Source organism: Streptomyces corchorusii (assembly GCF_001514055.1).
Classification (GTDB): domain Bacteria; phylum Actinomycetota; class Actinomycetes; order Streptomycetales; family Streptomycetaceae; genus Streptomyces; species Streptomyces olivaceoviridis.
In genome coordinates this window covers 78,723-105,128 of the sequence record NZ_KQ948357.1, presented here as the reverse complement: position 1 = coordinate 105,128, position 26,406 = coordinate 78,723, and the positions used below count along the sequence as shown (strand labels likewise).

Sequence of the window (26,406 nt, the reverse complement as noted above, 5' to 3'; positions counted from 1 at the left end):
CAAGGAAGGAAGGCGGCACATGACCGCACCATCCCGCGCGCCCTCTGCTCCCCCCGAGCCGGGGGCACCCCCCTCCCCTCCCCCGCCGATGCGGCTGCGCGAGCTCGTGTTCGGGGCGGCCTGCGCCGCCGCGGTCCGCGCCGCCGCCCGGCTCGGTGTCGCCGACGCGCTCGGGGACGCCCCCATGACCGTGGAGACCCTGGCGAGCGCGGTGCGCGCCGAGCCGAAGCCGCTGCGCCGGCTGCTGCGCGCCCTGTCCTGCTACGGCGTCTTCGCCGAGCGGCCGGACGGCACGTTCGCCCACACCGAGATGTCCCGGCTGCTGCGCGAGGACGACCCGAACAGCCTGCGGGCCATCGCCATGTGGTGCACCGAGCCGTGGACCTGGGACGCCTGGCCGCTGCTGGACCAGGCCGTGCGCACCGGCCGGAACGTCGTGGAGGACCTCTACGGCAAGGAGTTCTTCGCCTACCTCAACGAGGACGCCCCCGAGTCCGCGGACGTCTTCAACCGCGCGATGACCCGCTCCAGCGAGCAGTCGGCGCGTGAGGTGGCGGCCCTGCTGGACCTGTCCGGCAGCAGCTCGGTCGCGGACCTCGGCGGCGGCCAGGGGCACGTGGTGGCGTGCCTGCTGGACAAGTACCCGGCGATGCGCGGCAGCCTGCTCGACCTGCCCCGGGTGGTGGAGAACGCCCTGCCGCGGCTGCGCGAGGGCGGCGACCTCGCCGACCGCGCGCGGATCGTGCCCGGCGACGTCCGGGAGGCGGTGCCGGTCGAGGCCGACGTCTACATCATCAAGAACATCCTGGAGTGGGACGACGAGTCCACGGCCCGGCTGCTGGGCAACGTGGTCGAGGCGGGCGGTCCCGGCACCCGGGTGGTGGTGATCGAGAACCTCGTCGACGACACCCCGTCGATGCGGTTCAGCACGGCCATGGACCTGCTGCTTCTCCTGAACGTCGGCGGGGCCAAGCACACCACCGACAGCATGGTCGGACGGCTGGAGGCGGCGGGCCTGGCGGTCCGCGACATCCGGCCGGTCAACCCGTATCTGCACGCGTTCGACTGCGTCGTCCCCGCATGACCGGCTCCCCGCGCCCCGAAGGGGCGCGGGGAACTGCCCTCACCGCTGTTCCGGCGGAGCGCTCAGCCGGCGTCGCGCTCCCAGAGGTAGAAGCGCTCTGCCATGGCGTCCTTCGGGGACCGCCAGGTTTGCGGGTCGTACGCGCTGACGTACGCCGACAGCCGCTCGCTGACCTCCTTGAACTCGGGGTGGGAGGTGACCTTGGCGATGGCCGGTCCCGGCTCCCGCTCGGACTCGATCAGGTGCATGTACACGTCGCCGAACTGGAAGAGGCTGCGCCGGACGACTCCGACGAGGTGCGGCAGCTCTCCGCGGTCGGACTCCGCGAACACCTTGGCGATGTCGGTGGCGGAGCCCGGGGCCATGCGGGCGACGATCAGGGCCTGGTGCACGGTGGTCTCCTGTCGTCCGGCTCAGTCGGCCAGGGCCGGGGCGGGCCGCTCGCCGGCCGCCGCCTTCTCGATCTTCTGCCGGATCAGGTCCAGCTGGATCTTCGAGTTCTTGTTGATGTTGTCGGTCATCCAGTCGTCGTCGACCGGTGCGTCCGGCTTCATCGCGAAGTCCTGGGTCCAGACCATCCGGGTGCCGGCGGGGACCTCCTCGTACCGCCAGTGGATGTCCATGTGGGCGAAGGGCCCGGTCTCCACCCGGCGGGCCCTGACGGTGCGGGTGGCGCGGTCCGGCTCGCGCTCGGAGACCCAGCTCCAGACGGTGCCGTTCTCGTCCGGGTGCATGGTGAGCCGGAACGTCGTCTTGTCGCCCTCCTTCTTGAGGACCTCCACCGACGCGTACTCGCTGAACAGCTGGGGCCAGCGCTCCAGGTCGTTGGTCATGTCCCAGACCAGGTCCAGCGGGGCGGCGATGGTGATCTCGTTCTGGGTGTGTCCTGCCATGTCAGGCTCCTGCCATCAGGGTGCTGTTGACGAGGTTGAGGAACTGCTGGGGCGTCTTGCAGCGCTCGGCGTCGACCGGCATCGGGGTGCCGTGCGTGTTCTCCAGCTCGCCGACGATGCCGAGCAGGCCGAGCGAGTCGACACCGAGGACGTCGAAGCCGGTGTCCGGCTTCTCCTTCAGCTGCTGCGGGCTGACGGTCACACCGGCGGCCTTCTTCATCAGTGCGGCGAGTTCTTCCACGGTGATCTGGGGCATGTGCTCTCCTCCTTCTCTGTACTCACTGCGCGGTGCCGCGTCGCAGCACCAGCGCCGAGTTCGACCCCATGAGTCCACGGCTGAGGATCAGCGCCGTCCGCAGTTCGGCGGCGCGGGCGCTGCCGGTCACGAGGTCGAGGTCGTGGCAGACGTCGAAGACGTTCGGCGTCGGCGGGATCAGGCCGTGCTCCATCGCGAGCACGGCCGCCGCGGTGTCCAGGACGGGGGCAGCGCCGTACCCCCGGCCGATCCCGGTCTTGGGTGCGGTGACCGGTACCCGGGTGCCGTGCTCGCCGAGGGCGTCGGCGATCGCCAGCGCCTCGGCCCGGTCGGCCTCCGGTACCCCGAGGGCGTCGGCGAAGACGACGTCGACCTCCTCGGGGGCGCACTCGGCCTCCGCCAGGGCCTGCCGGACGGCCTGGGCGAGCCCCTCCCGGGACCGGTCCCAGCGGGAGGCGCCGGTGAAGGTGGCCCCGTGGCCGGCCACGACGGCCTTGATGTCGGCGCCGCGGGCCCGGGCGGCTCCGGCCGCCTCGACCACGAGCATCCCGCCGCCCTCGGCGGGCACGAACCCGCAGGCCCCGTCCGTGAACGGGCGGTAGGCCCGGGACGGGTCCGTCTCCCTGCTCAGTTCCTCGTAGCCGAGCTGGCAGACCATCGAGTACGGCGCGAGCGGCGCCTCGGTGGAGCCGGCCACGATCACGTCGGTGCCGCGCCGCACGGCCCGGGCCGCGTGGGCGAGGGCGTCCAGACCGCCGGCCTCGTCGGAGGCGACGACCGAGCAGGGTCCCTTGAAGCCGCGGCGGATGGACACCTGGCCGGTGCTCGCGGCGTAGAACCAGGCGATGGACTGGTACGGTCCGACGAACCGGCTCCCCTTGCCCCACAGTCGCTGGAGTTCGCGCTGGCCGAACTCGCCGCCGCCGGACCCGGCGGCGGTGACCACGCCGATGGAGTACGGCGCGTCGGGGATGTCGGCCAGCGCGAGCCGGGCGTCGTCCAGTGCGAAGTCGGCCGCGGCCATGGCGTAGTGCGTGAACCGGTCGGTCTGGACGAGGAAGCGCTCCTCGATCGTGGCGGCCGGTTCGAAGGCGCGGACCTCACCGGCCACCTTGAGGGGAAGGTGCTCACAGCCCTCGCGGGTGACCCGGTCGAGGACGCTGAGGCCCTCCTGGGTGGCCTTCCAGAAGGTGCCGGTGGTGGTGCCGTTGGGCGCGACCACGCCGATGCCGGTGATGGCCGCGTGCCGGTCCTGCGGTTCGCTCATCGTGTCCTCACTCCCTCGGCCGGGTCAGGATCACCGCGGACTGGAAGCCGCCGAACCCGCTGCCCACGGACAGCACGCTGGTCAGCTTCCGTTCGCGGGCGACGCGCGGGACGTAGTCCAGGTCGCACTCGGGGTCGGGGATCTCGTAGTTCGCGGTCGGCGGGACGACCTGCTTGGCGAGGGCCAGGACGCAGGCGACGAGTTCGATGGCGCCGATCGCCCCGAGGGAGTGCCCCACCATGGATTTGATGGAGCTCATCGGGGTGTCGTAGGCGTGGTGGCCGAGCGCCCGCTTCACGGCCGCCGTCTCGTGGCGGTCGTTCTGCCGGGTGCCGGAACCGTGCGCGTTGACGTAGTCGATCGCCGTGGGGTCGAGACGCGCCTGGTCGAGGGCGTTGTCGATGGCCCGCGCCATCTCCAGGCCCTCCTTGGTCAGGCCGGTCATGTGGTAGGCGTTGCCGAAGGTGGCGTAGCCGCCGAACTCGCAGTACACGTGGGCACCGCGGGCCCGGGCGTGCTCCAGTTCCTCCAGGACGAGCACCGCGCCGCCCTCGCCCATGACGAAGCCGTCACGGTTGTTGTCGAAGGGCCGGGAGGCGTGCGCGGGGTCGTCGTTGTTCGGTGAGGTGGCCTTGATCGCGTCGAAGCAGGCCATGGTGATCGGGGAGATCGGAGAGTCCGAGGCTCCCGCGATGCATATGTCGGCGCGGCCTTCCTGGACGGTGTGGAAGGCGTACCCGACCGCGTCGAGTCCCGAGGTGCAGCCGGTGGACACGGTCTGCACGGGACCCTGGGCGCCGAAACGTTCCGCCACCGCGGAGGCCGCGGTGCTCGGCGCGAACGCCCGGTGCAGCTGCGGCTCCGCCTCGGTGTGGTCGACGTCCCAGCGCTGCCCGCGATGGCTGACCAGGACGTAGTCGTGCTCCAGCCGGGTGGTGCCGCCGACGGCGGTGCCCACGGAGACGCCGACCCGCCAGGGGTCCTCAAGCCCGAGGTCGAGACCGGAGTCCCGGACCGCTTCCTCGCCGGCGACCAGGGCGAACTGTATGTACCGGTCCGCCCGTTCGACCTGCTCGGCGTCCAGGCCGTACGCGGCGGGGTCGAAGTCGCACTCGGCGGCGATCCGGGACCTGAGCCCGGTCGGGTCGAAGAACGTGATGCCCCGCGTCGCGGTACGGCCGTCGGCGAGCAGATCCCAGAACGCCGGTACGCCGATCCCTCCCGGGGCGACGACGCCTATGCCGGTGACCGCCACGCGCCGGTTCATGAGCGGACCCGTGCCCGGTCGGCCGGATCGGCGGCGACGGCGACGGCCTCCGTCTCCTCGGTGTCGACGTGGCCGAGGGCCGGCCGGGGGGCCAGCGGGCCCAGGTGGAAGACGATCCGCGCCTCCACGTTGCCGACGTTGCGGAAGCGGTGCCGCATGTTGATGGGGATCATCAGCCCCTGCTCGGGCTTCAGCGGGTGCGGCTCACCGTCCAGGTCCACCTCCAGCTGTCCGCACAGGACGTACACGAACTCCTCGGAGTAGGGGTGGTAGTGCTCACCGATGCGGTCGCCGGGCTGCACGATGGCCACGCCCATGAAGCCGCTGGTGGAGCCCACCGTGGCCGGGGTGAGCATGGCGCGCAGATCGCCGCCGCGCCGGGTGTTGGGCTCGATCTCGCTGAGGTCCACGATCTTCGGAAGGGATTTGATCACGACGTTCCTCCGTTTGGTGTGCTGGCCTGCCGGGCTCAGGCGTCCGGCGAGCGGCGGTCGGTGACGAGGTCCATGCCGACGGGCTCGCCGTCCAGCAGGGTGCTCAGCGCGGCCTGACGACCGGGCTCCGGCAGCGGAGCGCGGGCGCCCGCGCCGGGACGTACGTCGACCAGCCGGACGACGACGTCGTCGCGCTGGAAGATCGTGCTGCGCAGCACCGGGCTGTCCGGGTCCCCCGCAGCCGCCTCGTCCTGCTGGGCGAGCAGCTCCGCCAGCCGCATCCCGCAGTCCGGCCGGGCCGGGTAGTACAGCGCCTGCCGCTCGCCCTCGGCGAGTTCGTCCGCGGTGACGTGGTGCACGGCCGGCAGCGCCGCCCGGGTGAAGAACACCCGCGCGGACTCCTGGTCGCCCAGGTCCCGCTCCTGCTCCAGGTAGGGGTTGATGGCCTCCTCGACGGCCCGCACCTCGGGCTGCCGGGCGACGTGCCGCAGCGCCGCGAGCAGGTCGCCGCGCACCTCGATGGCCCGCACGACCCGGTTGCCGTGCATGAACAGGGAGGTGCGGCACAGCCGGGTGGTCTCGTCGACGCGCGCCTGGGGCGAGGCGTAGCCCGCGAGGATTTTCGCGACCTTCTCCTCGCTCCCCGGCCTGACCGTGAAGGTCAGCGCGTGCCGGATCACGCCGTCCCCGATCCGCGGGGACGCCTGGAGCCGGCGCCGTGACGCGGCCCCGGCCGACTCGCCGCCGGTCTCGCGCACGATGTGGAACCGCAGCGACCGGGTGTCCCGGACGCAGCTGTGCAGCGGTTCCACCATGTGCACGTGCTCCTCGCTGTTCACCCAGGTGAGGAACGGCGGGGCACTCTCCCACTCACTGGTGATGAGCCATTGGGAGGGGTTCTCGATCGACTGGCACAGCTGGTCGCTGACGTGGCCGGGCACCTGCGCCACCTGGTTGCACAGCTGCTCGTAGGCCTCCAGGAACTGCTGCTGGGCGCCGTCGTTGACGTCCACGAGCAGGACGACCCGGAGAGGGGAGCCGTCGAACACGGACTGGGAGACCCTCTTCGACACCTGGCGCGTCGACTGGTCCGACATCTTTTCCGACAAGGTGGTCATGCTGCGCATCTCCTTCACGGGGGCAGAGGCGAACGCCGGCCGCCGATGACGCGACGTCAGTGCTCCTTGATCCTGTGCCGCTTCCCGCACAACGCGCGACTCGCGTGAACCACGTGGGTGATTGAGCACGCGAAAGCCGTCCCACAGGGCACAGAAACAGCAACGCGCCTCACATCCCGACCCCTGCCTCTGGAGCTTTGATGCAGCACAAAGCCGATCACCAGGTGCCCGTCCTCGTCGTGGGCGGTTCGCTGGTGGGCCTGTCCCTCTCCCTGTTCCTGGGCCGTCTCGGCGTACCCCACATGCTCGTCGAGCGGCACTCCGGGACCTCGATCCACCCGCGTGGCCGCGGCAACAACCTGCGGACGATGGAGCTGTACCGGGTGGCCGGCATCGAGCCGGACATCAAGGCGGCGGCCTCGCTGCTCGCGGCCAACCACGGCATCCTCCAGACCCCGACCCTGGTCGGCGGCGCCGGCGAATGGCTGTTCAAGCACATCGACCCGGGCGGCGGACTGGCGAGGTTCAGCCCCACGGCCTGGTGCCTGTGCAGCCAGAACGACCTGGAGCCGGTGCTGCTGAAGGGGGCCCGCGCGCTCGGCGGGGACCTGCGGTACTTCCACGAGTTGGAGGGCTTCGAACAGGACCCCGAAGGAGTGACGGCGTTCGTCCGGGACCGGGACAGCGACGAGCTGTACACGGTCCGCGCGGACTACCTGGTCGCGTGCGACGGCCCGCGCAGCCCCGTCCGGCGCCGGCTCGGCATCGGGCAGAGCGGCCCCGGCGACCTCTTCGCGAACGTGAGCGTCACCTTCCGGTCCAAGCTGCTCGCCGAGACGGTCGGCGACCGGCACTTCATCTGCTGCTACCTCACCAACCCGGAGGCCGACGGCGCCCTGCTGCCGGTCGACAACAAGGAGCACTGGGTCTTCCACGCGCCCTGGCACCCGGAGCAGGGCGAGACGCTGGAGGAGTTCACCGAGGAGCGGCTCCAGCGGCACATCCGGCTGGCCGTCGGCGTCCCCGACCTGGACGTCGAGATCACCGGCAAGGCGTCCTGGCGCGCCGCCGAACGCGTCGCCGAGCGGTACACGGCGGGCCGGGTGCTGCTGGCCGGCGACTCCGCCCACGAGATGTCCCCGACCGGCGCCTTCGGCTCCAACACCGGCATCCAGGACGCCCACAACCTGGCCTGGAAACTCTCCGCCGTCCTCGACGGCTGGGCCGGGCCCGACCTGCTGGAGACCTACGACAGCGAGCGCCGGCCCGTCGCGCTGGCGACCAGCGCCCGCGCCTCCGCCCGCTCGGTGGAGCACAGCCACCCGGGCTTCGCGCCCACGCCCGGCGTCGGCGGCGGCCCGCGCAGCGGCATCCTCCCCGTCGTCCTCGCCTACCGCTATCTGGAGGGGGCCCTCATCGGCGCCGACCCCGCCCAGCCGGTCGTACCCGACGAGGTGCGGCTGACCGCGGACCCGGGCAGCCGGGCGCCGCACCTGTGGCTGCGCCGCGCGGGCGACCGGCTCTCCACGATCGACCTCTACGAGCGGTCACTGGTGCTGCTCTGCGACGCCGGGTCGGCCGCGGGCGGGGCCTGGCACGCCGCCGCCCGGGGGATCGCCCGCACGGACGGCGTACGCCTGGAGGCGTACCGGATCGGTACGGGCGCGAACGCCGACCTCGCCTACGACGGGGACGGCCCCGGAGCCGGCACCGACTGGGCGGCGCTCCACGGCACGACGGCGGACGGCGCGGTGCTGGTACGGCCGGACGGCTTCGTGGCCTGGCGCGCGACGGCCGCCGCGACCGACCCGGAGACGGAGCTGCGGGCGGTACTGAGGGCGGTGCTGCGGAAGGGGTGACGGCGGTGCCGCGGCGGGGGTGAGCCGGTGGGTGGTCCCGGTGGCCGGTGGCCGCCGGGAGCACGCGGTCGGACGCGTACCCCGGCCGTCCCCGGCGGTCACCGGGGTCGCTCGGTCAGATCCTGACCTCGACCGTCTTCGCGAGCCGGTCGTGCAGGCCGCGGCCGTCGCGGTCCCAGATCAGGGCGGGGATCGCGAGGCAGAGCAGGACGGTGCGCAGCAGGGCGCGCCCCGGGTTGACCGTGCCCGTCCGCAGGGCCACGACCCGGATGCCGAAGAGGCGCTTGCCGGGGGTGAAGCCGACCGTGCCGACGGTCAGGACGCTCAGGACGAAGAAGACACCGAGCGCCCAGTTGCTCGTCGCGGGGGCGCGGTAGCCGTCCGTGATCAGGCCGTATGCGATCAGGACGCACAGCGCCCAGTCCACGGCGAGTGCGCCGAGGCGCCGTCCCGGCCGTGCGATCGAGTTCGGCCCGTGCTCCGGGAGACCGAGCTGTTCGCCCCGGTACCCGAAGTCGGCGCCCGCCTCTTCCATGGCCGCGCGCGGTCCGGAGAGCCACGATCCGATTGCCTGCCTGTTGTCCACGCCTCCACGGTACTGTGCCCGGTTTCGGGCACTACGCACAGGGGTGTGTCGGGGCTACGGTGGACACGTGGCCGGTTAACTTCTGCGAAACAAACGGGTCACGCCCGAGAAATCACCCGTCCCTAGGGTCGAGACCAGCGTGTGCCACCGCACTGGCCGCACGAACGATCTACCACCCCGGCGAGGACGGTCGGGAGTAGGAGGAGCTGGATGTTCCAGAACGCCGACGAGGCCAAGAAGTTCATCGCGGACGAGGACGTCAAGTTCGTCGACGTCCGCTTCTGCGACCTGCCGGGCGTCATGCAGCACTTCACGGTGCCCGTTGAGGCGTTCGACCCGGACGAGGAGCTGGCCTTCGACGGATCGTCGATCCGTGGTTTCCAGGCCATCCACGAGTCCGACATGGCTCTGCGTGCCGACCTGTCCACGGCCCGTGTGGACCCGTTCCGCCGCGACAAGACCCTCAACATCAACTTCTTCATCCACGACCCGATCACGGGCGAGCAGTACTCCCGTGACCCGCGCAACGTGGCGAAGAAGGCGGAGGCGTACCTGGCGTCGACCGGGATCGCGGACACCGCGTACTTCGGCCCCGAGGCCGAGTTCTACGTCTTCGACAGCGTGCGTTTCGCCACCTCCGCGAACGAGTCCTTCTACCACATCGACTCCGAGGCGGGCGCCTGGAACACCGGCGCGCTGGAGAACAACCGCGGGTACAAGGTCCGCTACAAGGGCGGCTACTTCCCGGTGGCCCCGGTCGACCACTTCGCCGACCTGCGCGCCGAGATCTCCCTGGAGCTGGAGCGGTCCGGCCTGAAGGTCGAGCGCCAGCACCACGAGGTGGGCACGGCCGGCCAGGCGGAGATCAACTACAAGTTCAACACCCTGCTCGCCGCCGCCGACGACCTCCAGCTCTTCAAGTACATCGTGAAGAACGTCGCCTGGCGCAACGGCAAGACCGCGACCTTCATGCCGAAGCCGATCTTCGGTGACAACGGCTCGGGCATGCACGTGCACCAGTCGCTGTGGAGCAACGGCGACCCGCTGTTCTACGACGAGGCCGGTTACGCGGGTCTGTCGGACACCGCCCGCTACTACATCGGCGGCATCCTCCGGCACGCCCCGTCGCTGCTGGCCTTCACCAACCCGACGGTGAACTCGTACCACCGTCTGGTGCCGGGCTTCGAGGCGCCGATCAACCTGGTGTACTCGCAGCGCAACCGCTCCGCCGCGATGCGCATCCCGATCACGGGTTCCAACCCGAAGGCCAAGCGCGTCGAGTTCCGCGCGCCCGACTCCTCCGGCAACCCGTACCTGGCCTTCTCGGCCCTGCTCCTCGCGGGCCTGGACGGCATCAAGAACAAGATCGAGCCGGCCGAGCCGATCGACAAGGACCTGTACGAGCTGGCTCCCGAGGAGCACGCGAACGTCGCCCAGGTCCCGACCTCGCTGAACGCCGTCCTCGACGCGCTGGAGGCCGACCACGAGTTCCTCCTCCAGGGCGACGTGTTCACGTCCGACCTGATCGAGACGTGGATCGACTTCAAGCGCACCAACGAGATCGCCCCGCTCCAGCTGCGCCCGCACCCGCACGAGTTCGAGCTGTACTTCGACGTGTGATCGACGCGCTGAGGCGCCGACCGAGGCCCCGCCGCTCCCCCGGGAACGGCGGGGCCTCGGCGTTCCCGGCTCAGGTCAGCGCGGACGCCGACGGTACGACCACGCCGTAGAGATCGGCGACGGTCGCGAGGGCGCTGTGGTGGAGCTGGTCCGCGGTCACCTCGGCCTGCGGGGTGCGCAGGGGGCGGGTCGCGCAGGCGTCGGCCACCACGGTGGGGCGGTTGCCGCGCAGGAACGCGCCCTGGGCGGTGAACAGGACGCACATGTGGGTCATGAAGCCGGCGATCACCACGTCCTGGTGGCCGGCGGCGTCCACGTGCTCGCCCAGGCCGGTGCCGTGGAACGCGTCGGGGGCGCCCTTGACGACGACGGGCTCGCCGTCGGCGGGGGCGACCCGGGGGTGGATCCGGCCGATCTCGGCGCGGATGTCGTACGGGGTGCCCGGGCCGCCGTCGTGGACGACGTGGATCACCCGGGCGCCCGCGGTCCGCGCCGTCGCCAGCAGTCCGGCCGCGGCGTCGAGCGCGGCGTCCCAGCCCGTCAGCTCCAGCACGCCCCGCGTGTAGGTGTTCTGGTAGTCGACCAGGATCAGCGTGGAGCCGGCCGGTGTGGCCGGGGTCTGGTCGAGGCCGTTCAGTTCGCGCAGCGTGGTGGTGGGCATGACGGCCCTCTCCTCGGTGGTGTGGTGGGTACGTGATCACGCTAGGAGCCGCCCCCGCATGGCAGCAATGTCGGGTAACTTGCAGATCCGGACATCCGGAGGGGGAGGGCGTGGGCGGGAGCCGGCGGTTCGTCGTGATCATGCTGTTCGACGGCGTCGACCTGCTGGACGTCACCGGACCGCCGGAGGTGTTCGCGCTGCTCCGGCGGGAGACCGGCCAGGAGACCGGTTACGAGGTGGTCCTGGCCGCCGCGGCCATGGAGCCCGTCACGACCGCCGCCGGGGTGCGGGTACTGCCCGACCTCACCTTCGCGGAGGTGTCCGGGCGGGCCATCGACACGCTGCTGGTGCCGGGCTCGGTCGAGGTCGACGAGGAGCGGCGGGTGCAGGCCCTGGCCGATCCCGCCGTCGTCGCCCAGGTGCGGACGCTCGCCGCGCGCAGCCGGCGCGTGGCGTCCGTCTGCGTGGGCGCCCATCTGCTCGCCGCCGCCGGCCTGCTGGACGGAAGGCGCGCCACCACCCACTGGTCGACCGCCGGGCAGCTCGCCGCCGAGCATCCCGCCGTCCAGGTCGACGCCGACCCGATCTTCATCCGGGACGGCGGGGTGTGGACCGGCGCGGGCATCACCGCCTGCCTGGACCTGTCCCTCGCGCTGGTCGCCGAGGACTTCGGGGAGGCCGTCGCCCTGCGGGTCGCCCGGCAGCTGGTCATGTACCTGAAGCGGCCGGGCGGGCAGAGCCAGTTCAGCGTGCCCGTCGAGCCCGTCTCCAGCACCCCGCGCATGGCCGATCTGCGCCACTTCGTCGCCGAGCACCTCACCGGGCCGCTGACCCTCGCCGACCTCGCCCGGCACGCCCACGTCAGCGAACGCCAGCTCGCCCGGATCTTCAAGGCGGAGCTCGGCATGACCCCGGCCGCCTACATCGAGGCGGCCCGTGTCGAGGCGGCGCGGAACCGGCTCGAAACCACGGACGACACCCTGGACCGCGTCGCCACCGCGTGCGGCTTCGGTACGGCCGACACGCTGATCCGGGCGTTCCGCCGCAAGCTCGACACGACGCCCACGGAGTACCGGAGCCGTTTCCGCCGCTCCGGCTGACCGGCTTCCGCCGCCGTGCAACCTTTCCCGCTTCTCAAACTTCCTACTGTCGGGAGATCATCCCTCCGGATCGTGTCGGACGAGAGAGGTTGAACGGGGATGCCGGAACAGAACGACTGGGAGCGCGAGTTCGATCACACCTGGGCGAACTCCGCCGAGCACAAGGAGCCCTCCGCCCGGGCCCGGATGCTCGCCGCCCGCTGGAAGGAGAACCCGCCGAACCCGGCGCCCTTCCGCGCCGACCCGGACCCGGTGCCGCGCCGGTCCTCCTGGGTCTCGACGGCCGTGGTCCTCGGCTGCGTGGCGGTGGTCATCGTGCTGCTGGGGTACGCCCAGATGCGCTCGCCGTACTAGGAGCCGGGCCGGAAGCAGCGGGCGGACGACACGGGCAGGAGACGTTCATGCGGGCAGGCGTCGCGGCGGCACTCCGCCTCGCCGAGGGCGTGGCGCTGCCGGACGCGCTCGACACCGGTGACCCGGCGGCCTGGCTGGAGTTGGACGAGGGTGTGCGGGCGGCGGGGTGGAGCGGGCCGTCGGCCGGCGAGCGCGCCCTGCTCACCGCGCCGGCCGCCGACGGTCCGCTGAGCGACGCCCGGCTCGCCGTCGCCCTGTGCCACCGTGACGGCAGGGTCCGGCACCGTGCGCTGGGCCGGGTCGCCGGCCGTCCGGCGCTGCTCCCCCTGGTGGTCGTGCGGTGCACCGACTGGGCGGAGCCGGTGCGGGCACGGGCCCGTGACCGGCTCGCCGAGGCGCTGGACTCCGTGACGGCCGCACCGCTCGCCCCGCTGATCCTGCGCCTGGGCGACCGCCACCGCGGTGACTTCGCCATGGGCCTGCTCGGCGACGTCCTGCGGCGGTGCGCCCCGGGACCATCTGGCCCCGCTGCTCGCGTCCGGTGACCGTGCGGTACGCCGGTTCGCGTACGGCCTCGCCGTGGAGGAGGGCTTCCTCTCCCCCGCCGAACTGGCCCGTGCCGCCGCCCGCGACGACGACGCCGTCGTCCAGACGCTGTGCGCGGACGCGGCGCTCACCGCCGTCACGCACGACACCGCGGCAAAGGTGCTGGACGCTCTGCTCGGCGCCCGCAGCCCGCGGGCCCGGTCGGCCGGCGTGACCGCGCTGCGGCGGCTGGCCCGGCCGGACCGGGCGGTGGACTTCCTCGCGGACCGGTCGGCGCTGGTGCGGGCCTGCGCCCGCTACGTCCTGCGGCAGCACGGAACCGATCCGCTGCCCTGGTACCGGGCCCGCTGCGCCGAGCCCGCCGACCCGTCACTGCCGCCCGGTGCCGCGATCGGGCTCGCGGAGTGCGGGACGCGCGCGGACGCCCCCCTGCTGTGGCCGCTGCTGGATCATCCGGCACCGGGGGTGCGGGCACGGGCCGTGGCCGGGCTGCGGACGCTGGACGTGACGGACGTACGGCGGATGTGGCGGATGCTCGACGACCCGGCACCCGGCGTGGTGCGCGAGGCCACGCTCGCTCTGCTGCCGTCGGCCGCCGGGCTGCCGGAGCGGGAACTGGTGCGGCGGCTGGACCCGGCGCTCCCCCGCTGGGTGCGGGTGTCGGCGTGGCGGCTACTGCACGCGCACGGCGAGGTCGTACGCCTGCGGGCGGCCGTGGCGCTGCTCGGCGGTCCCGACGAGCGACTGCGGACGCGGGCGGCAGCGGTGGTGCGGCGCGCACTGCGGTGGGGAGCGGGGAGCCGGTCGGAGCCGGAGGCCGCCCGGCTGCTGGCCCGGGGTCGCGCCCTGCTGGGCTGACCCACGGCACCGCACCGGTGACACACAGGGACATTTTGCTGCTCCTGGGGACGTTCGGGACCAGCTCATGGCAATCCACAGGTGCACACTGGACAGCGGGACGAGTGCCTGACTGCGGGGTGATGCAAGATGCGGAGCCGGTTCCGGAGCGATCGAGGGCTGACCGTGCGTATGGGTCTCACGCTGTTCCTGCTCGGGCTGCTGTACGTGGGCTTCGTCGCTGCACTGATCGTGCTGCTGAAGTCCTGGGTGCTGGTCGCCGTCCTGATCGGGGCGCTGTTCGTGGCGCAGTTCTGGTTCTCCGACCGGATCGCGATGTTCGCCATGCGCGGGCGGGTCGTGGAGCGGGAGGAGTATCCCGAGCTGCACGCCGTGGTGGACCGGCTGTGCGCGATCGCGGACCTGCCCAAGCCGGCGGTCGCCGTGTCCGCGATGGACATGCCGAACGCGTTCGCGACCGGGCGCAGCCCCGAGCACGCGGTCGTCTGTGTGACCACCGGGCTGCTGCGCCGGCTGGAGCCGGCGGAGCTGGAGGGCGTGCTCGCGCACGAGTTGTCGCACGTGCGGCACAAGGACGTCGCCGTGATCACGGTCGCGTCGTTCCTCGGGGTGCTCGCGGGCCTGGTCGTGCGGTTCGCCTTCTACTCCCAGGTCTTCGGCTCGGGCCGCCGGGACCAGAACACGGCCGCGGTCTTCGCGGCGGTCCTGGGCGTCTCGGCGGCCGTGTACGCGATCAGCTTCCTGCTGATCCGGTCGCTGTCCCGGTACCGGGAACTGGCGGCCGACCGCGCCGCGGCGCAGCTGACCGGCCGGCCGTCGGCGCTGGCGGCGGCGCTCACCAAGGTCTCCGGGGACATCGCCCGGATCCCGACCAAGGACCTGCGCACGGCCCAGGCGTTCAACGCGTTCTACTTCACCCCGGCGGCCGGCCGGGAGCCCGGCATCGAGCGGTTCTTCTCCACGCACCCGACCCTGGAGCAGCGGCTGGAGCAGCTGGGCCGGATCTCGGCGGAGCTGGGCGAGGCCGCCACCCCGGGAAAGGCGGGCTGACCGGTGGGGCTGCTGGACATCCTGCTGGGCCGTACGAAACCCGTCGCGCCCGATCTCGACCAGCTCTTCGCGCTGCCGTCGGCGGCCGTGACGCTGGAGGCGGCGGCGGGTTTCACGCCGACCGGGGTCGGGGCGGTGTGCTTCGCCACGGTGGAGGGCGCGGCCTTCGAGCAGATGCACCGTGAGGTGCAGGCGCTGCTGGACGCGGACACCGACCGGACCGGCCCGCCGGTGGAGCTGCGCCGGGACGGCTACGGCTACTCCTGGCTGGTGTCCCGGCGCTCCCCCGACCAGCTGCCCGAACTGGTCAACGATCTGCACGCCGTGAACAGTTCGCTGGAGGTCAACGGCTTCGGCCCGCAGTTGCTGTGCTCGCTGGCCGGGTTCACGGACGGCACCGCCCGGAAGCTGGCGCTCGTCTACCTCTACAAGCGCGGCACGTTCTACCCGTTCGCCCCGCTGCCCGGCGCCGCCGAGCGGCGGGACACCGCGCTGGAGCTCCAGCTCCGGGCCACGCTCGGCGACGACCTGCGGATCGAGCAGGACCTCGGCCGCTGGTTCCCGGTGTGGGGCGCCCCCGGCCTGTGACGGCCGGCGACGCCCCCGCTCACCTCCCGCTCTTCTCCCGCGCCTGCCGCCGGGCCTCGACGGGCCGCTCACGGCGGTAGCGGCGCTCCCACTCGGCCTGCCGGTCCCGGCGGTCCCGGTACGCCCGGTAGCTGTCGGGCGGGGCGCCGGGGCCGGCCGGCGGGATGGTGCCGGGCGAGCCGCGGCCGTGCGTCGCGTACAGATACAGCAGGGCGACGGCGGCGAGCCACCAGAGGTGGTTTCCGGTTCCGAGGATCACCAGGACGACGGTCCCGGTCGCGAGAACGCCACGCATGACGGGCCTCCTGGGGTGCGTCGGGGGATGCGGTTGCCTTCGCTCAGCGTAGGGATGCCGTGACTTTCGGTGCACCCCGTTTTTCCTTGGCGCGAGCGGCCGTGAGTGAATGGCCCGCATGAACGAACTCACCGACTTCAGCCACCCGTTCGACGGCGAACGGCTCAGCGGGGTGAGCGCCGGACGGCCCGGCCGCACCACGGCACTCCTGCTGCACGGCGCGGGCAACGGCAGCAAGCAACGGCTGCTGCCCCTCCTGGCCGACTTCGCCGCCCACGGCTGCCGCGCCCTGGCGTTCGACTTCTCCGGCCACGGCGAAAGCACGGGCGCGCTCGCGGAGTTGAGCCTGCGGCGGCGGTACGAGCAGGCGGTGGCGGTGCTCGACTCGCACGTCCCGGGGGACGACCCGCTGGTCCTGGTCGGCTTCAGTATGAGCGGGCAGACGGTGGCGGACCTGGTACGGCACTACGGGCGCCGGGTGGCGGCGGTGGGCCTGGGCGCGCCCGCCGTCTACACGCCCGAGGCCTGGGACGTGCCGTTCGGCACCGGCGAGGGCCGCTTCTCGGAGCTGATCCGCACGCCCGGGAGCTGGCGCGACTCCCCCGCCCTGGAGGCGTTCCGCTCGTACGAGGGCCGGGCGGTGCTCGCGGTCCCCGGCACGGACGCGATCATCCCCCCGGCGGTGACCCGAGCCGTCCAGGACGCGCTCTCCACCCGCGCCCGCTGCACCCGCTTCGACCTCCCCGACGCCGACCACATGGTGGGCCTGTGGCTCCACGACCACCCCGAGGACCGCCGGGAGTTCGTGAAGACCCTGCTGTAGCCCGGCCCGCGGGGGCCGCGGGGCCGCCATCGGCGCGCGGCTCCGCCGCCTCGCCCCGCGCGGTGTCAGTGGCACCGGCGACCATGGCGGCAACGCATCGCGAGCCGAAGGGGAGGACGGTATGGCGGAGGGACGGCGGTACGTCGACGTGGTGGAGCGGCGGGCCCGGCTGGCCGTGCGGCACCGGCTGGCCGGGGCGGCACGGGCGGTGACGCCCGAGGAGGTCGCGGCCTCCCTGGTCGCCCTGCACGGCTCGGACCCGGCGACCGTGCACCTGGCGGTGGCCGCCCGGCTGACCGACCCCGCGCGGGCGGTACCGGAGACGGAGCGGGCGCTGTACGAGGACCGCACGCTGGTGCGGATGCACGGCATGCGGCACACGGTGTTCGTGTTCCCGGCGGACCTGACGGCCGTCGTCCACGCCTCGACGGGCCTCGCGGTGGCCGCCCGTGAGCGCGCGAGCCTGCTGCGGGACATGGCACTGGCCGGCGCCCCGGACGCGGCGTGGCTGGCGGAGGTGGAGGAGGCCACGCTCGCCGCGCTGGCCCGGCGCGGCCAGGCGACGGCGGCGGAGCTGGCGGCGGACGAGCCCCGCCTGCGCGAGCGGTTCGTCCACGCGGCCGGGAAGAGCTACGAGGGCGTCCACACGGTCTCGACCCGCCTGCTGCGCGTGCTCGGCGTGGAGGGCAAGGTGGTTCGGGGCCGTCCGCTCGGCTCCTGGACGTCGAGCCAGTTCCGCTGGGCGCCGGCGCCGCCCCACCCCGAGCTGGACGTGGCCGGGGCCCAGGCGACGCTGCTGCGCCACTGGCTGCGGGCGTGCGGCCCGGCGACCGAGGCGGACCTGAAGTGGTGGACGGGCTGGACGCTCCGGGAGGTCCGCCGCGCGCTGGCGGCGATCGGCGCCGAGGAGGTCCTGCTGGACGAGGGCACGGGATACGTCGGTGCCGGGGACGCGGAGCCGGTGACGGGCCCGGGCGCGCCCTGGGCGGCACTGCTGCCCGCCCTGGATCCCACGGCCATGGCGTGGCAGCGGCGCGACTGGTACCTGGACCCGGTGCTGCGCCCCCTGCTCTTCGACCGCAGCGGCAACGTGGGTCCGACGGTGTGGTGGAACGGCCGCGTGGTGGGCGGCTGGGCCCAGCGCGCGGACGGCGAGATCGTCTGGCGGATCCCCGAGGAGGGCGTCCGCCGGGAGGCCGCGGCCGAGGTCGCGGCGGAGGCGGAGCGCCTGCGCGGCCGGCTGGGCGCGACCCGGATCACCCCGCGCTTCCGGACCCCGCTGGAGCGGGAACTGACGGCGTGACGGTGCCGGGTGCCCCGCGCCGGTGACGCGGGGCACCCGGCACCGCGGCCGGCTCAGCGCGAGTAACGCATCAGTGCCCGCACCATGTGGCACGTGGTGTCGGACGGCGGGCGCATCCCGATCCGCTCCGCCGTGCCGCGGATCGTCTCGTTCCGGGCCTGGTCCGGCAGGTACACCCCGGAGTCGAGCAGGGCTATGGCCAGGCGCATGGCCTTCAGGCGCCGGTTGTGCGTGACGTACCACTCGCGCGGCCGTCCGGCCGGCAGCGGTCGCTTCGCCACGGGCTCGTAGGGCGAGTCGAACAGCACGGAACGCTGGGCGGTGGACTGGGTCGGCAACGGCTTCGGCTTCAGGGCGGCAGCGGGCACAGGCATCCTCCTGTCGCGGTCAGGGCACCCACCGAAGTCCGGCGCGCACCCTCGAACACTGCTTCTATTCTACGGGCCACCACTGACAAAAGCCCCTGGCCACAAGGGCTTTCGGGGCTCCAGTGACGGGGGTGCAGAACGGGTTTCGCGTACCGTGTGCGGCATGGAGATCTGGATCAATCCGGCCTGTTCCAAGTGCCGCAGCGCGATCAGCCTGCTCGACGCCGAGGGGGCCGAGTACACCGTCCGCCGCTACCTGGAGGACGTGCCGAGCGCCGACGAGATCAGGGCCGTACTCGACCGGCTGCACCTCGAACCGTGGGACATCACCCGCACCCAGGAGCCGGTCGCCAAGGAGCTGGGGCTCAAGGAGTGGCCGCGGGACGAGAGCGCGCGGGACCGCTGGATCACCGCGCTCAGCGAGCACCCGAAGCTGATCCAGCGCCCGATCATCACCGCGGACGACGGTACGGCGCTGGTGGCCCGCAGCGAGGAGGCCGTACGGGAGGCCCTCTCCCACAGCGGCAACGGCTGAGAGCGGATCAACTCCTGGGTGATGCAGGTCACTTCACCGACTCCCGCGACCGCTGAGCAGCCTCGTTCGGTATCTCGTACATAGCGGCGTACGCTCCCCTACCTCTTCAGGAGGCGCGCATGTCGCGCAGGAGAACTCTCGGTACGAAGAAGAAGCTCGCGCTGCTCGTCGGCGCCGCGGCGGTGGCGGGCGGCGGGGCGTTCGCCCTGGCGTCCACCTCCAACGCCGCGCAGGGCCCGCAGGACGCCAGGACGCTGTCCGCCGGGGACTCGACCGTCTGCCAGGGGCTGGCCACGGCCCTCGGCAACAACGAGAGGTTCATCGCGGACCAGAAGGCGAAACCGGACGCGCAGTCGGCGGCCCGGATCGCCAACCGGCAGGCGGTCGTCGAGCAGATCAAGGTCCAGCAGAAGGCGTCCGGTTGCACCGTTGGGGAGTCGGCTCAGGGCTCCCAGGCGGCGCAGGGCGGCGACGCCGGGCAGAGCGCGGCCCCGCAGGGCGGCGGTCAGCAGGCCGGGGGCGCCCAGCAGGGCGGCGGCCGGCAGGTGTGCAAGGGCTCCACCGTGACGCTCTCCGGCGAGGGCGGCGCCCCGGCCGCGTCCAGCGACCAGTTCCCGGCGGGGACGACCCTGAAGGTCACCAACCTGGACAACGACAAGTCCACCACGGTGAAGGTGACGTCCGTCTCCGGCAGTTGCGTCCTGCTCAACAACGCCGCCTTCGAACAGGTCCGGGAACCGGGCAAGTTCCTCATCCGGCGCGCGGTGATCGAGAAGGTGGGGTGAGGCTCAGGGAGCCGACAGGAAACCGGTGAGGTGGCGGATCAGGGCCGGCGGTGCCGTCTGCGGCAGCGCGTGGTGGGAGACGTCCGGCAGTATGGCCGTCTCCGCGTGCGGCAGCAGCGCACCGGCCCGCGCCACCACCTCGTGAGGGTCATGGGTCCTGCTGTTCGCGGCCACGAGCAGCAGGACCGGCACCCGCAGGGCGCGCAGCGCGTCCGGCGCCGGGCGGGGCCTGGTCACCGGCTTCGCGGCCGGGAAGCCGGCGGCGGCCTCCTGGAGCGCCAGCCAGTCGGGGTCGAGCGCCGCTCCCCCGGTCTCCCACTCCAGGAAGGCGCGGACCCGGCGGGGTGCGGGCCGCAGCAGCATCGGCAGCGCGTGCAGCAGGTACGCCGTCTTGAACCCGGCGAAGCACTGGGTCGGGTCCAGGAGGAACAGACGGCGCACCCGGGCGGGCGCGCGCAGCGCGTGGTGCAGGGCGATCCAGCCGCCGTAGGAGTGGCCGCCGAGGTCGGTCGCACCGACACCGAGGCCGTCCAGGACGGCGTCCAGCCACTCGGCCAGGTCGGCGACCGTACGGGGGTGGCGGTCGCCTGCCCGGCTCAGCCCGGGTGCGCCGGGCAGGTCCACGGCGTGCACCCGGCGGATCCGGGCGAGGCCGGCGGCCTGCGCGTACCAGGAGGCGGAGGTCGCTCCGCCGCCGCCCGGCAGCAGGAGCAGCGGCGGCGCGTCCCGCGGGCCGCAGACGTTGACGTGGGCCTCGCCGAAGGGCGTGGCGACCGTCAGCGCCTCACGGTCGGCGGGCCACTTCGCCATCACCTTGTCGTACGCAACCCGGTACGCCTCCCGGTCGTGTCCGGCCACGGTACCGCCCCCTATCATCTCGCTCAGCAAGATATTCGCCGAGCGAGATGATAGCCGGGAGGCTGCCCGTGTCCACCCCGTCCGGCCCCGCCCCGGGGCCCGAGCTGGAGATCGTCCACCTGCTGCGCGCCACCACCGTGGAACTCGGCCTGCACAGCGGCCGGTTCGCACAGCGAAACGGCATGCACCCCACGGACGTGCGCGCACTGATCGCGCTCATGGACGCGCGGCGCGCGGGCGAGGAGATGAGCGCCGGGCGGCTCGGCGGCGTGCTCGGGCTCAATTCGGCGGGTACGACCGCGCTCGTCGACCGGCTGGAGGGGGCCGGGCTGGTGCGCCGGGTGCGCGGCGAGCGGGACCGGCGCAGGGTGGTGATCGAGGTGGAGGACCGCGCGGTGGAGCTCGGCCAGGACTTCTTCGGGCCGCTGATCGAGCGGTCGGTGGAGCTGCTGCGCGGCTACGACGACCACCAGCTCGCGGCGATCCGGGGCTTCCTCACCGGCGTGCGCGAGGCCGCCGCCGGCGGACGGTGAGCGGCCGGTACCTCACCCGGCGCGGCCTCACCGGGTGAGCCCGGACACAGAAAGACCAGGTAACACGGGGTTCACAGACGAGCAATGGACGGGAAACGGCCTGTTGACAGGCTGCCCGGCAGATCGAGCGGCGCACCGGTGCCGCAGCGCCGCAGCACCCACGAGTGCACCCGACCCACCCCCGAAGGATGTGGCCCCCGTGACCTTCAAGGCTGAGTACATCTGGATCGACGGCACCGAGCCGACGGCCAAGCTGCGTTCCAAGACGAAGGTCATCACGGGTGCCCCGGCCGGTCTCGACGCGCTGCCGGTGTGGGGCTTCGACGGCTCCTCCACCAACCAGGCCGAGGGCCGCTCCTCGGACTGTGTGCTCAAGCCGGTCTTCACCTGCCCGGACCCGGTGCGCGGCGGCGACGACATCCTGGTGCTGTGCGAGGTGCTCGACACCGACATGCGCCCGCACCCGTCCAACACCCGCGCCGCGCTGGTCGAGGTCGCCGAGCGGTTCGCCGCGCAGGAGCCGGTCTTCGGCATCGAGCAGGAGTACACCTTCTTCGACGGCTCCCGCCCGCTGGGCTTTCCCGAGGGCGGCTTCCCGGCCCCGCAGGGCGGCTACTACTGCGGTGTGGGCGCCGACGAGATCTTCGGCCGGGAGATCGTCGAGGCCCACCTGGAGAACTGCCTGAAGGCCGGTCTCGGCATCTCCGGCATCAACGCCGAGGTCATGCCGGGCCAGTGGGAGTTCCAGGTCGGCCCGCTCGCCCCGCTGGAGGTCTCCGACCAGCTGTGGGTGGCCCGCTGGCTGCTGTACCGCACCGCCGAGGACTTCGGCGTCTCCGCGACCCTGGACCCGAAGCCGGTCAAGGGCGACTGGAACGGCGCGGGCGCGCACACCAACTTCTCCACCAAGGCCATGCGCGAGGGCTACGACGCCATCATCACCGCGTGCGAGTCGCTCGGCGAGGGTTCGAAGCCGCTGGACCACGTGAAGAGCTACGGCGCCGGCATCGACGAGCGGTTGACGGGCCTGCACGAGACCGCCCCCTGGGACAAGTTCTCCTACGGCGTCTCCGACCGCGGTGCCTCGGTCCGCATCCCGTGGCAGGTCGAGAAGGACGGCAAGGGCTACATCGAGGACCGCCGCCCGAACGCCAACGTGGACCCGTACGTGGTGACCCGCCTGCTGGTGGACACCTGCTGCACCGCGCTGGAGAAGGCCGGCCAGGTCTGATCCGTACCGCCGCGTCCGAGGGGCGCCCGCCATGACGGCGGGCGCCCTTCGCGCGTGTCAGGGCCCCGTCCTCACCTCGCCGCTGTCCGAGGAATGAGACGGCGATCCGGTCACCGGCGCACTGCGGCAGGCCGCTGACCAGGGCGGAAATCCGGGGTTCCGGGTGAACGCAACGTCAATTTCACGCCAAGGACGCGTCCAAGCAGTGAGAGGAGGCTCCTGCCCGGCGCACGCCTCTGCTTCAATGGGCGCATGGACGGCTTCCAGCAGATCACCGCGACGGGTCGCCACGACCTTGAGCCGTTCTGGCCTTCCCGTCAGCACCACGACTTCGACCGTGTGTGTCGCCCCGCGAGGAACGCGCGGGCCCTCTAAAGCCGTACACCCCGGCCTTCGGCCAGCGCGGAACGACGTACGTCCTCCGGCGCGCCCGACCACGAATCGCGGCCGCCGCACCTTCCGACGAACTCCTCGCGCGAAAGAGCTGACCTCTCATGGCGACCTCCCGTTCCCTCTCCACCGCCACCCTGACCGCCCCCGCCGCGAACGGCACCCGGCACCGGCTGCGAGCCGTCGACCGGGACGAGGTGGTGGACGTCGCGGACTTCCTGCCGCCCGGCGCCACCTGGCTGCCCGCGCCGCAGCACGCCCTGCCCACCCTGCCGGGCCAGCCGCCGATGGTCGGCTACCTGGTGCTGGTCCCCGCCGACCAGCGGCCCCCGTTCCTGCCGGTCGCGGTCCCGGACCAGCCGGAGAGCGAGGCGGACCCCGGCACCGAACCGCCGGTGCGGATCGACCCCGTGCGGCGCACCGCCAGCGTCGACGGCCGTGAACTCGACCTGACGTACCTGGAGTTCGAGCTGCTGGCGCACCTGGTGGCGCACCCGCACCGGGTGCACACCCGCGACCAGCTGGTCACCACGGTGTGGGGCTACGGCCACGTCGGCGACGGCCGCACCGTCGACGTCCACATCGCCCGGCTGCGCCGCAAGCTGGGCGCCGAGCACCGCCAGGCGATCCAGACGGTACGCCGGGTCGGCTACAAGTACACCCCGCCGACCGCCCGCTGACGGTTCCCCCTGCGGCCGGTCCGCCGACCCCCACGGACCTGGGCTCCGCCGACCGCACGGTACCGGCGGGGCCCGGGGCAGGCCGCCGGAACCGGTACGGCCACCCGAGTACCGCCCCGACCGGTGCCGGCGAAGGCGCGCTCGGCCGGGGTGGGGGCGTCGGCGGTCGCCGGGGTCGGCGGGCGGGCGGCACCGGTGGAGGCCGGGTGGCAGGGGCACGGCAGCCGCGTCCCACCGGACGTTCTGCCCTCGGCAGAGCCCCGCGTCGCCACGGTCCCGGACCGGGCACGATCCCGGCATGAGACTTCTCGTGCTGGGCGGAACGGAGTTCGTGGGACGGGCCGTGGTGGAGGGCGCGCTCGGACGCGGCTGGGAGGTGACCGTCTTCCACCGGGGACGGCACCAACCGCCGGCCGGGGTGCGGTCGTTGCACGGTGACCGCACCGCGCCCGACGGCCTCGCCGCCCTCGCGGCGGACGGCGGCGACGGCTGGGACGCCGTGGTGGACACCTGGTCGGCCGCCCCGCGTGCCGTGCACGAGGCGGCCCGGCTGCTGCGCGGCCGGGCCGGGCGGTACGCGTACGTCTCCAGCCGGTCGGTGTACGCCTGGCCCTGGCCGCGCGGCGGCGCGGAGGACGCCCCGCTGGTCGAGGGCGCCGCCGCGGACGCCGGGGCCACGGACTACGCGCGGGACAAGCGCGGCGGGGAACTGGCCGCCGTCGGGGCCTTCGGCGCGGCGGACTCGCTGCTGGTACGGGCCGGGCTGATCCTCGGCCCGTACGAGAACGTCGGCCGGCTGCCCTGGTGGCTGACCCGGATCGCCCGCGGCGGCCCGGTCCTGGCCCCCGGCCCGCGCGAACTGCCCGTGCAGTACGTCGACGTGCGCGACCTCGCCGAGTGGCTGCTCGGCGCCCTGGAGCGCGGGCTGTCCGGGCCGTACAACCTGGTGAGCCCGCCCGGCCACACCACCATGGGCGAGCTGCTCCAGGCGTGCCTGCGGGTCACCGGCGCGGACGCGGAGCTGCGCTGGACCGACCCGGAGCCGATCCTGGAGGCCGGGATCGAGCCGTGGACCGAGCTGCCGGTGTGGGTGCCGCCAGGCGGCGAGATGTACGACGCCGTGCACGGCGCGGACGTCTCGCGGGCGGTGGCCACGGGGCTGGTGTGCCGGCCGGTGGGCGAGACCGTCGCGGACACCTGGCGGTGGCTGACGCGGATCGGCGGCAGCGCGCCCCAGCGCCCGGACCGGACCCGCAAGGGCCTGGACCCGGAGGTGGAGGCGAAGCTGCTGGCACGGACCGGGAACGACCCGACATGACCACCGATGTCCGTGAACTTCCGCTGCGCAGGCGGAGGTTGGGGCCGCTGTCACACGGTGGTTCCGTGAGGAATTCGTGAGACCGCTGAACACCTGAGGGGCGGCGTCCGTATGGAAGGGCGCCGCTTCACTCCTGTCGGGCGCCTCGATGCTGCCCCGCAAGGAAGTCAGAGGAGTTCCATGGGACGCAACACACGAAAACGCCGTACGCCGCTGGCCACCAAGGCCATAGCCGCATCGGCGGCCCTAGCGCTCGGTGGGGGCGGGCTGATCTGGGCGAACTTCTACGCCTCGGCTCACGAGTCGGACAACCAGTCGTGGGGAGGCAACCAGACGAAGGCCGCGACGGCGCAGGTCGCGACCCTCTCCTGCCCGGACGTGGGCCAGAAGCTCACCAACGTGCCGGCGCAGGCCCGTACCGAGGTCGCCGGGGAACTGGCCAACCTCGACCGCCAGATCACCGACGCCTACCAGCGTCTGGCGACCACGCGGGACGCGCAGGCCAGGGACGCGAGCTTCGTGCAGAACTCCATCCTCCAGCCGCTCCAGGACCGGCGGAAGGTGATCCTCGACCGGATCAAGCTGGAGATCACCCGCGTCGGCGGCACCGCTCCCGCCAGCCTGGACACCCTGGCCACCTGCACGGCGCAGAACGCCAACCAGACCACCGCCGGCGGCCAGCAGCAGAACGGCGGCCAGCAACAGGGCGGTCAACAGCAGAACGGCGGTCAGCAACAGGGCGGCCAGCAGCAGAACGGCGGTCAGCAGCAAGGCCAGAACGGCCAGCAGGGTCAGAACGGCCAGCAGGGCAACATCGGCGGGCAGGCCGGCAACGGCCCGGTCGCGGCCGACTTCGTGGACATCACCAAGGTCCAGGCGAACGTCAAGGCCAAGCCGCGCGCCGGCCGCAACGCCTCGACCGGCACCTTCACCACGCGCTGCGGTGTGAACGCCAACAAGAACCACAACACCGACAACGTGATCGTGGCGCCCGGTGTGGCCAACGGCGCGCACCACCTGCACGACTACGTCGGCAACCAGAAGGTCAACGCCTTCTCCAGCAACCAGACGTTCCTCCAGGCCGCCACGAGCTGCCAGAACCAGAACGACCTGTCGTCGTACTACTGGCCGGTGGTCCGCGTCCAGGACGGCACCCAGGACTTCGACCAGAACGCCGACGGCGGTGGCAAGGAAGGCAACGTCGGCCGCATCCTGACCCCGGTGCAGGCGCAGATCAAGTACGTGGGCAGCCCGCGGAGCAAGGTCGTGGCGATGCCGCAGTTCCTGCGGATCATCACCGGTGACGCCAAGACCACCACCAACGGCCTGGCCAACGCCAACGCGCACTGGAGCTGCACCGGCTTCGAGAACAAGGTCCAGCTGACCACGCAGTACCCGATCTGCCCGCAGGGCAGCAAGGTGGTGCGCACGTTCGCCTTCCAGAGCTGCTGGGACGGCCAGAACGTCGACAGCGCCAACCACCGCACGCACGTCGCGTTCGCCGACGCGAACGGCAACTGCCAGAACGGCTTCAAGGCGATCCCGCAGCTGACGATGCGGCTGGTGTACGACATCAAGCCGCCGACCGTCCAGAACGGCCAGGTGAAGAACGCCTACGCGGTGGACGGGTTCCCGGAGCAGCTGCACAAGGCGGCCACGGACCACGACGACTTCATCAGCGTCACGAAGAACGGTCTGGCCAACAAGATCGCCAACTGCGTGAACCGCGGTCAGAACTGCTCGTGA

28 protein-coding genes and 1 pseudogene are annotated in these 26,406 nt (G+C 72.6%); 17 read left to right on the top strand and 12 right to left on the bottom strand.

Translation table 11 applies throughout. The annotated features are described in order from the left end of the window. The first annotated feature begins 19 nt into the window (after positions 1-19). Positions 20-1,084: a methyltransferase gene (locus tag AQJ11_RS18985; protein WP_341846286.1), complete on the top strand. Its 1,065-nt coding sequence runs from the start codon at positions 20-22 to the stop codon at positions 1,082-1,084. A gap of 62 nt (positions 1,085-1,146) precedes the next feature. Here the strand turns inward: AQJ11_RS18985 and AQJ11_RS18980 are convergent, their stop codons facing one another. From AQJ11_RS18980 to AQJ11_RS18950, 7 genes are read right to left on the bottom strand one after another with little or no spacing between them, the layout of a single operon-like run. Further along, positions 1,147-1,476 carry a TcmI family type II polyketide cyclase gene (locus AQJ11_RS18980; protein ID WP_014672282.1) on the bottom strand — a complete coding sequence of 110 codons (330 nt, stop codon included), beginning with the start codon at positions 1,474-1,476 and terminating at the stop codon, positions 1,147-1,149. Positions 1,477-1,497: 21 nt separating this feature from the next. Then, complete coding sequence (locus AQJ11_RS18975; protein ID WP_014672283.1) at positions 1,498-1,977, bottom strand: SRPBCC family protein; 480 nt, start codon at positions 1,975-1,977, stop codon at positions 1,498-1,500. 1 nt (position 1,978) lies between these two features. Further along, complete coding sequence (locus AQJ11_RS18970; RefSeq protein ID WP_014672284.1) at positions 1,979-2,233, bottom strand: acyl carrier protein; 255 nt, start codon at positions 2,231-2,233, stop codon at positions 1,979-1,981. Positions 2,234-2,255: 22 nt separating this feature from the next. After that, on the bottom strand, positions 2,256-3,500 hold the full coding sequence (locus AQJ11_RS18965) for a beta-ketoacyl synthase N-terminal-like domain-containing protein (protein ID WP_059263829.1): 1,245 nt from the start codon (positions 3,498-3,500) through the stop codon (positions 2,256-2,258). A 7-nt stretch (positions 3,501-3,507) separates the two neighbouring features. After that, positions 3,508-4,767, bottom strand: a complete 1,260-nt coding sequence (locus AQJ11_RS18960) for a beta-ketoacyl-[acyl-carrier-protein] synthase family protein (RefSeq protein ID WP_059263828.1) — start codon at positions 4,765-4,767, stop codon at positions 3,508-3,510. Further along, the gene (locus tag AQJ11_RS18955; protein ID WP_014672287.1) at positions 4,764-5,201 is read right to left on the bottom strand and encodes a cupin domain-containing protein; all 438 of its coding nucleotides are present in this window, start codon (positions 5,199-5,201) and stop codon (positions 4,764-4,766) included. The genes AQJ11_RS18960 and AQJ11_RS18955 overlap by 4 nt, the downstream gene beginning before the upstream one ends. 35 nt (positions 5,202-5,236) lie before the next feature. Continuing rightward, positions 5,237-6,319: a SchA/CurD-like domain-containing protein gene (locus tag AQJ11_RS18950; RefSeq protein WP_014672288.1), complete on the bottom strand. Its 1,083-nt coding sequence runs from the start codon at positions 6,317-6,319 to the stop codon at positions 5,237-5,239. A 200-nt stretch (positions 6,320-6,519) separates the two neighbouring features. Here AQJ11_RS18950 and AQJ11_RS18945 point away from each other — a divergent pair, with 200 nt between their 5' ends. Continuing rightward, entirely contained in the window at positions 6,520-8,178 is a 1,659-nt protein-coding gene (locus AQJ11_RS18945; protein WP_059263827.1) for an FAD-dependent oxidoreductase, read from the top strand. Between the two features lie 115 nt (positions 8,179-8,293). On the opposite strand, the gene AQJ11_RS18940 is transcribed toward AQJ11_RS18945, so the two are convergent. Further along, entirely contained in the window at positions 8,294-8,764 is a 471-nt protein-coding gene (locus tag AQJ11_RS18940) for an RDD family protein (RefSeq protein ID WP_058080281.1), read from the bottom strand. A 210-nt stretch (positions 8,765-8,974) separates the two neighbouring features. Between AQJ11_RS18940 and glnA the strand changes: the two genes are divergently transcribed. After that, on the top strand, positions 8,975-10,384 hold the full coding sequence (glnA, locus tag AQJ11_RS18935; protein ID WP_014672291.1) for a type I glutamate--ammonia ligase: 1,410 nt from the start codon (positions 8,975-8,977) through the stop codon (positions 10,382-10,384). Positions 10,385-10,454: 70 nt separating this feature from the next. Here glnA and AQJ11_RS18930 read toward each other — a convergent pair whose 3' ends face one another. Then, the gene (locus tag AQJ11_RS18930; RefSeq protein WP_059263826.1) at positions 10,455-11,045 is read right to left on the bottom strand and encodes an isochorismatase family protein; all 591 of its coding nucleotides are present in this window, start codon (positions 11,043-11,045) and stop codon (positions 10,455-10,457) included. Between the two features lie 140 nt (positions 11,046-11,185). Between AQJ11_RS18930 and AQJ11_RS18925 the strand changes: the two genes are divergently transcribed. The 5 genes and pseudogenes from AQJ11_RS18925 to pspAB all read left to right on the top strand — a co-directional run bounded on the left by AQJ11_RS18925 (position 11,186) and on the right by pspAB (position 15,541). Then, the gene (locus AQJ11_RS18925; RefSeq protein WP_382587176.1) at positions 11,186-12,145 is read left to right on the top strand and encodes a GlxA family transcriptional regulator; all 960 of its coding nucleotides are present in this window, start codon (positions 11,186-11,188) and stop codon (positions 12,143-12,145) included. Between the two features lie 99 nt (positions 12,146-12,244). Beyond that, the gene (locus AQJ11_RS18920) at positions 12,245-12,499 is read left to right on the top strand and encodes an SCO2583/SCO2584 N-terminal domain-containing protein (RefSeq protein ID WP_014672294.1); all 255 of its coding nucleotides are present in this window, start codon (positions 12,245-12,247) and stop codon (positions 12,497-12,499) included. A gap of 47 nt (positions 12,500-12,546) precedes the next feature. Further along, a pseudogene (locus AQJ11_RS18915) lies at positions 12,547-13,903 on the top strand (hypothetical protein). Positions 13,904-14,032: 129 nt separating this feature from the next. After that, positions 14,033-14,953: a zinc metalloprotease HtpX gene (gene htpX, locus AQJ11_RS18910; RefSeq protein ID WP_059263825.1), complete on the top strand. Its 921-nt coding sequence runs from the start codon at positions 14,033-14,035 to the stop codon at positions 14,951-14,953. Between the two features lie 3 nt (positions 14,954-14,956). Then, a complete protein-coding gene (gene pspAB / locus AQJ11_RS18905; protein ID WP_059263824.1) occupies positions 14,957-15,541 on the top strand; it encodes a PspA-associated protein PspAB in 585 nt (194 codons plus the stop codon). A 19-nt stretch (positions 15,542-15,560) separates the two neighbouring features. Here pspAB and AQJ11_RS18900 read toward each other — a convergent pair whose 3' ends face one another. Next, positions 15,561-15,836, bottom strand: a complete 276-nt coding sequence (locus AQJ11_RS18900; protein WP_059263823.1) for a hypothetical protein — start codon at positions 15,834-15,836, stop codon at positions 15,561-15,563. A 118-nt stretch (positions 15,837-15,954) separates the two neighbouring features. On the opposite strand from AQJ11_RS18900, the gene AQJ11_RS18895 reads away from it, so the two are divergent. Further along, the gene (locus AQJ11_RS18895; RefSeq protein WP_244218295.1) at positions 15,955-16,659 is read left to right on the top strand and encodes an alpha/beta hydrolase; all 705 of its coding nucleotides are present in this window, start codon (positions 15,955-15,957) and stop codon (positions 16,657-16,659) included. A gap of 121 nt (positions 16,660-16,780) precedes the next feature. Further along, positions 16,781-17,962 carry a winged helix DNA-binding domain-containing protein gene (locus AQJ11_RS18890; RefSeq protein WP_059263821.1) on the top strand — a complete coding sequence of 394 codons (1,182 nt, stop codon included), beginning with the start codon at positions 16,781-16,783 and terminating at the stop codon, positions 17,960-17,962. A gap of 53 nt (positions 17,963-18,015) precedes the next feature. Here the strand turns inward: AQJ11_RS18890 and AQJ11_RS18885 are convergent, their stop codons facing one another. Then, the gene (locus AQJ11_RS18885; RefSeq protein WP_059263820.1) at positions 18,016-18,330 is read right to left on the bottom strand and encodes a hypothetical protein; all 315 of its coding nucleotides are present in this window, start codon (positions 18,328-18,330) and stop codon (positions 18,016-18,018) included. A 163-nt stretch (positions 18,331-18,493) separates the two neighbouring features. Here AQJ11_RS18885 and AQJ11_RS18880 point away from each other — a divergent pair, with 163 nt between their 5' ends. Together AQJ11_RS18880 and AQJ11_RS18875 are read left to right on the top strand one after the other, a co-directional pair. Further along, complete coding sequence (locus AQJ11_RS18880) at positions 18,494-18,865, top strand: arsenate reductase family protein (RefSeq protein ID WP_058080287.1); 372 nt, start codon at positions 18,494-18,496, stop codon at positions 18,863-18,865. A gap of 119 nt (positions 18,866-18,984) precedes the next feature. After that, entirely contained in the window at positions 18,985-19,650 is a 666-nt protein-coding gene (locus AQJ11_RS18875) for an RlpA-like double-psi beta-barrel domain-containing protein (RefSeq protein WP_059263819.1), read from the top strand. A gap of 3 nt (positions 19,651-19,653) precedes the next feature. Here AQJ11_RS18875 and AQJ11_RS18870 read toward each other — a convergent pair whose 3' ends face one another. Further along, entirely contained in the window at positions 19,654-20,526 is an 873-nt protein-coding gene (locus tag AQJ11_RS18870) for an alpha/beta fold hydrolase (RefSeq protein ID WP_107120849.1), read from the bottom strand. Positions 20,527-20,576: 50 nt separating this feature from the next. On the opposite strand from AQJ11_RS18870, the gene AQJ11_RS18865 reads away from it, so the two are divergent. The 5 genes from AQJ11_RS18865 (at position 20,577) to AQJ11_RS18845 (ending at position 26,406) form a co-directional block, all read left to right on the top strand. Next, a complete protein-coding gene (locus tag AQJ11_RS18865) occupies positions 20,577-21,041 on the top strand; it encodes a MarR family transcriptional regulator (protein WP_014672305.1) in 465 nt (154 codons plus the stop codon). A gap of 199 nt (positions 21,042-21,240) precedes the next feature. Beyond that, positions 21,241-22,272, top strand: a complete 1,032-nt coding sequence (gene glnII / locus AQJ11_RS18860) for a glutamine synthetase (protein WP_014672306.1) — start codon at positions 21,241-21,243, stop codon at positions 22,270-22,272. Between the two features lie 494 nt (positions 22,273-22,766). Beyond that, positions 22,767-23,342 (top strand): winged helix-turn-helix domain-containing protein, encoded by a 576-nt coding sequence (locus AQJ11_RS18855; RefSeq protein ID WP_058080290.1) that lies wholly within the window; start codon positions 22,767-22,769, stop codon positions 23,340-23,342. A 298-nt stretch (positions 23,343-23,640) separates the two neighbouring features. Continuing rightward, entirely contained in the window at positions 23,641-24,660 is a 1,020-nt protein-coding gene (locus AQJ11_RS18850; protein WP_208616562.1) for an NAD-dependent epimerase/dehydratase family protein, read from the top strand. 180 nt (positions 24,661-24,840) lie between these two features. Next, entirely contained in the window at positions 24,841-26,406 is a 1,566-nt protein-coding gene (locus AQJ11_RS18845; RefSeq protein WP_059263816.1) for a DUF1996 domain-containing protein, read from the top strand.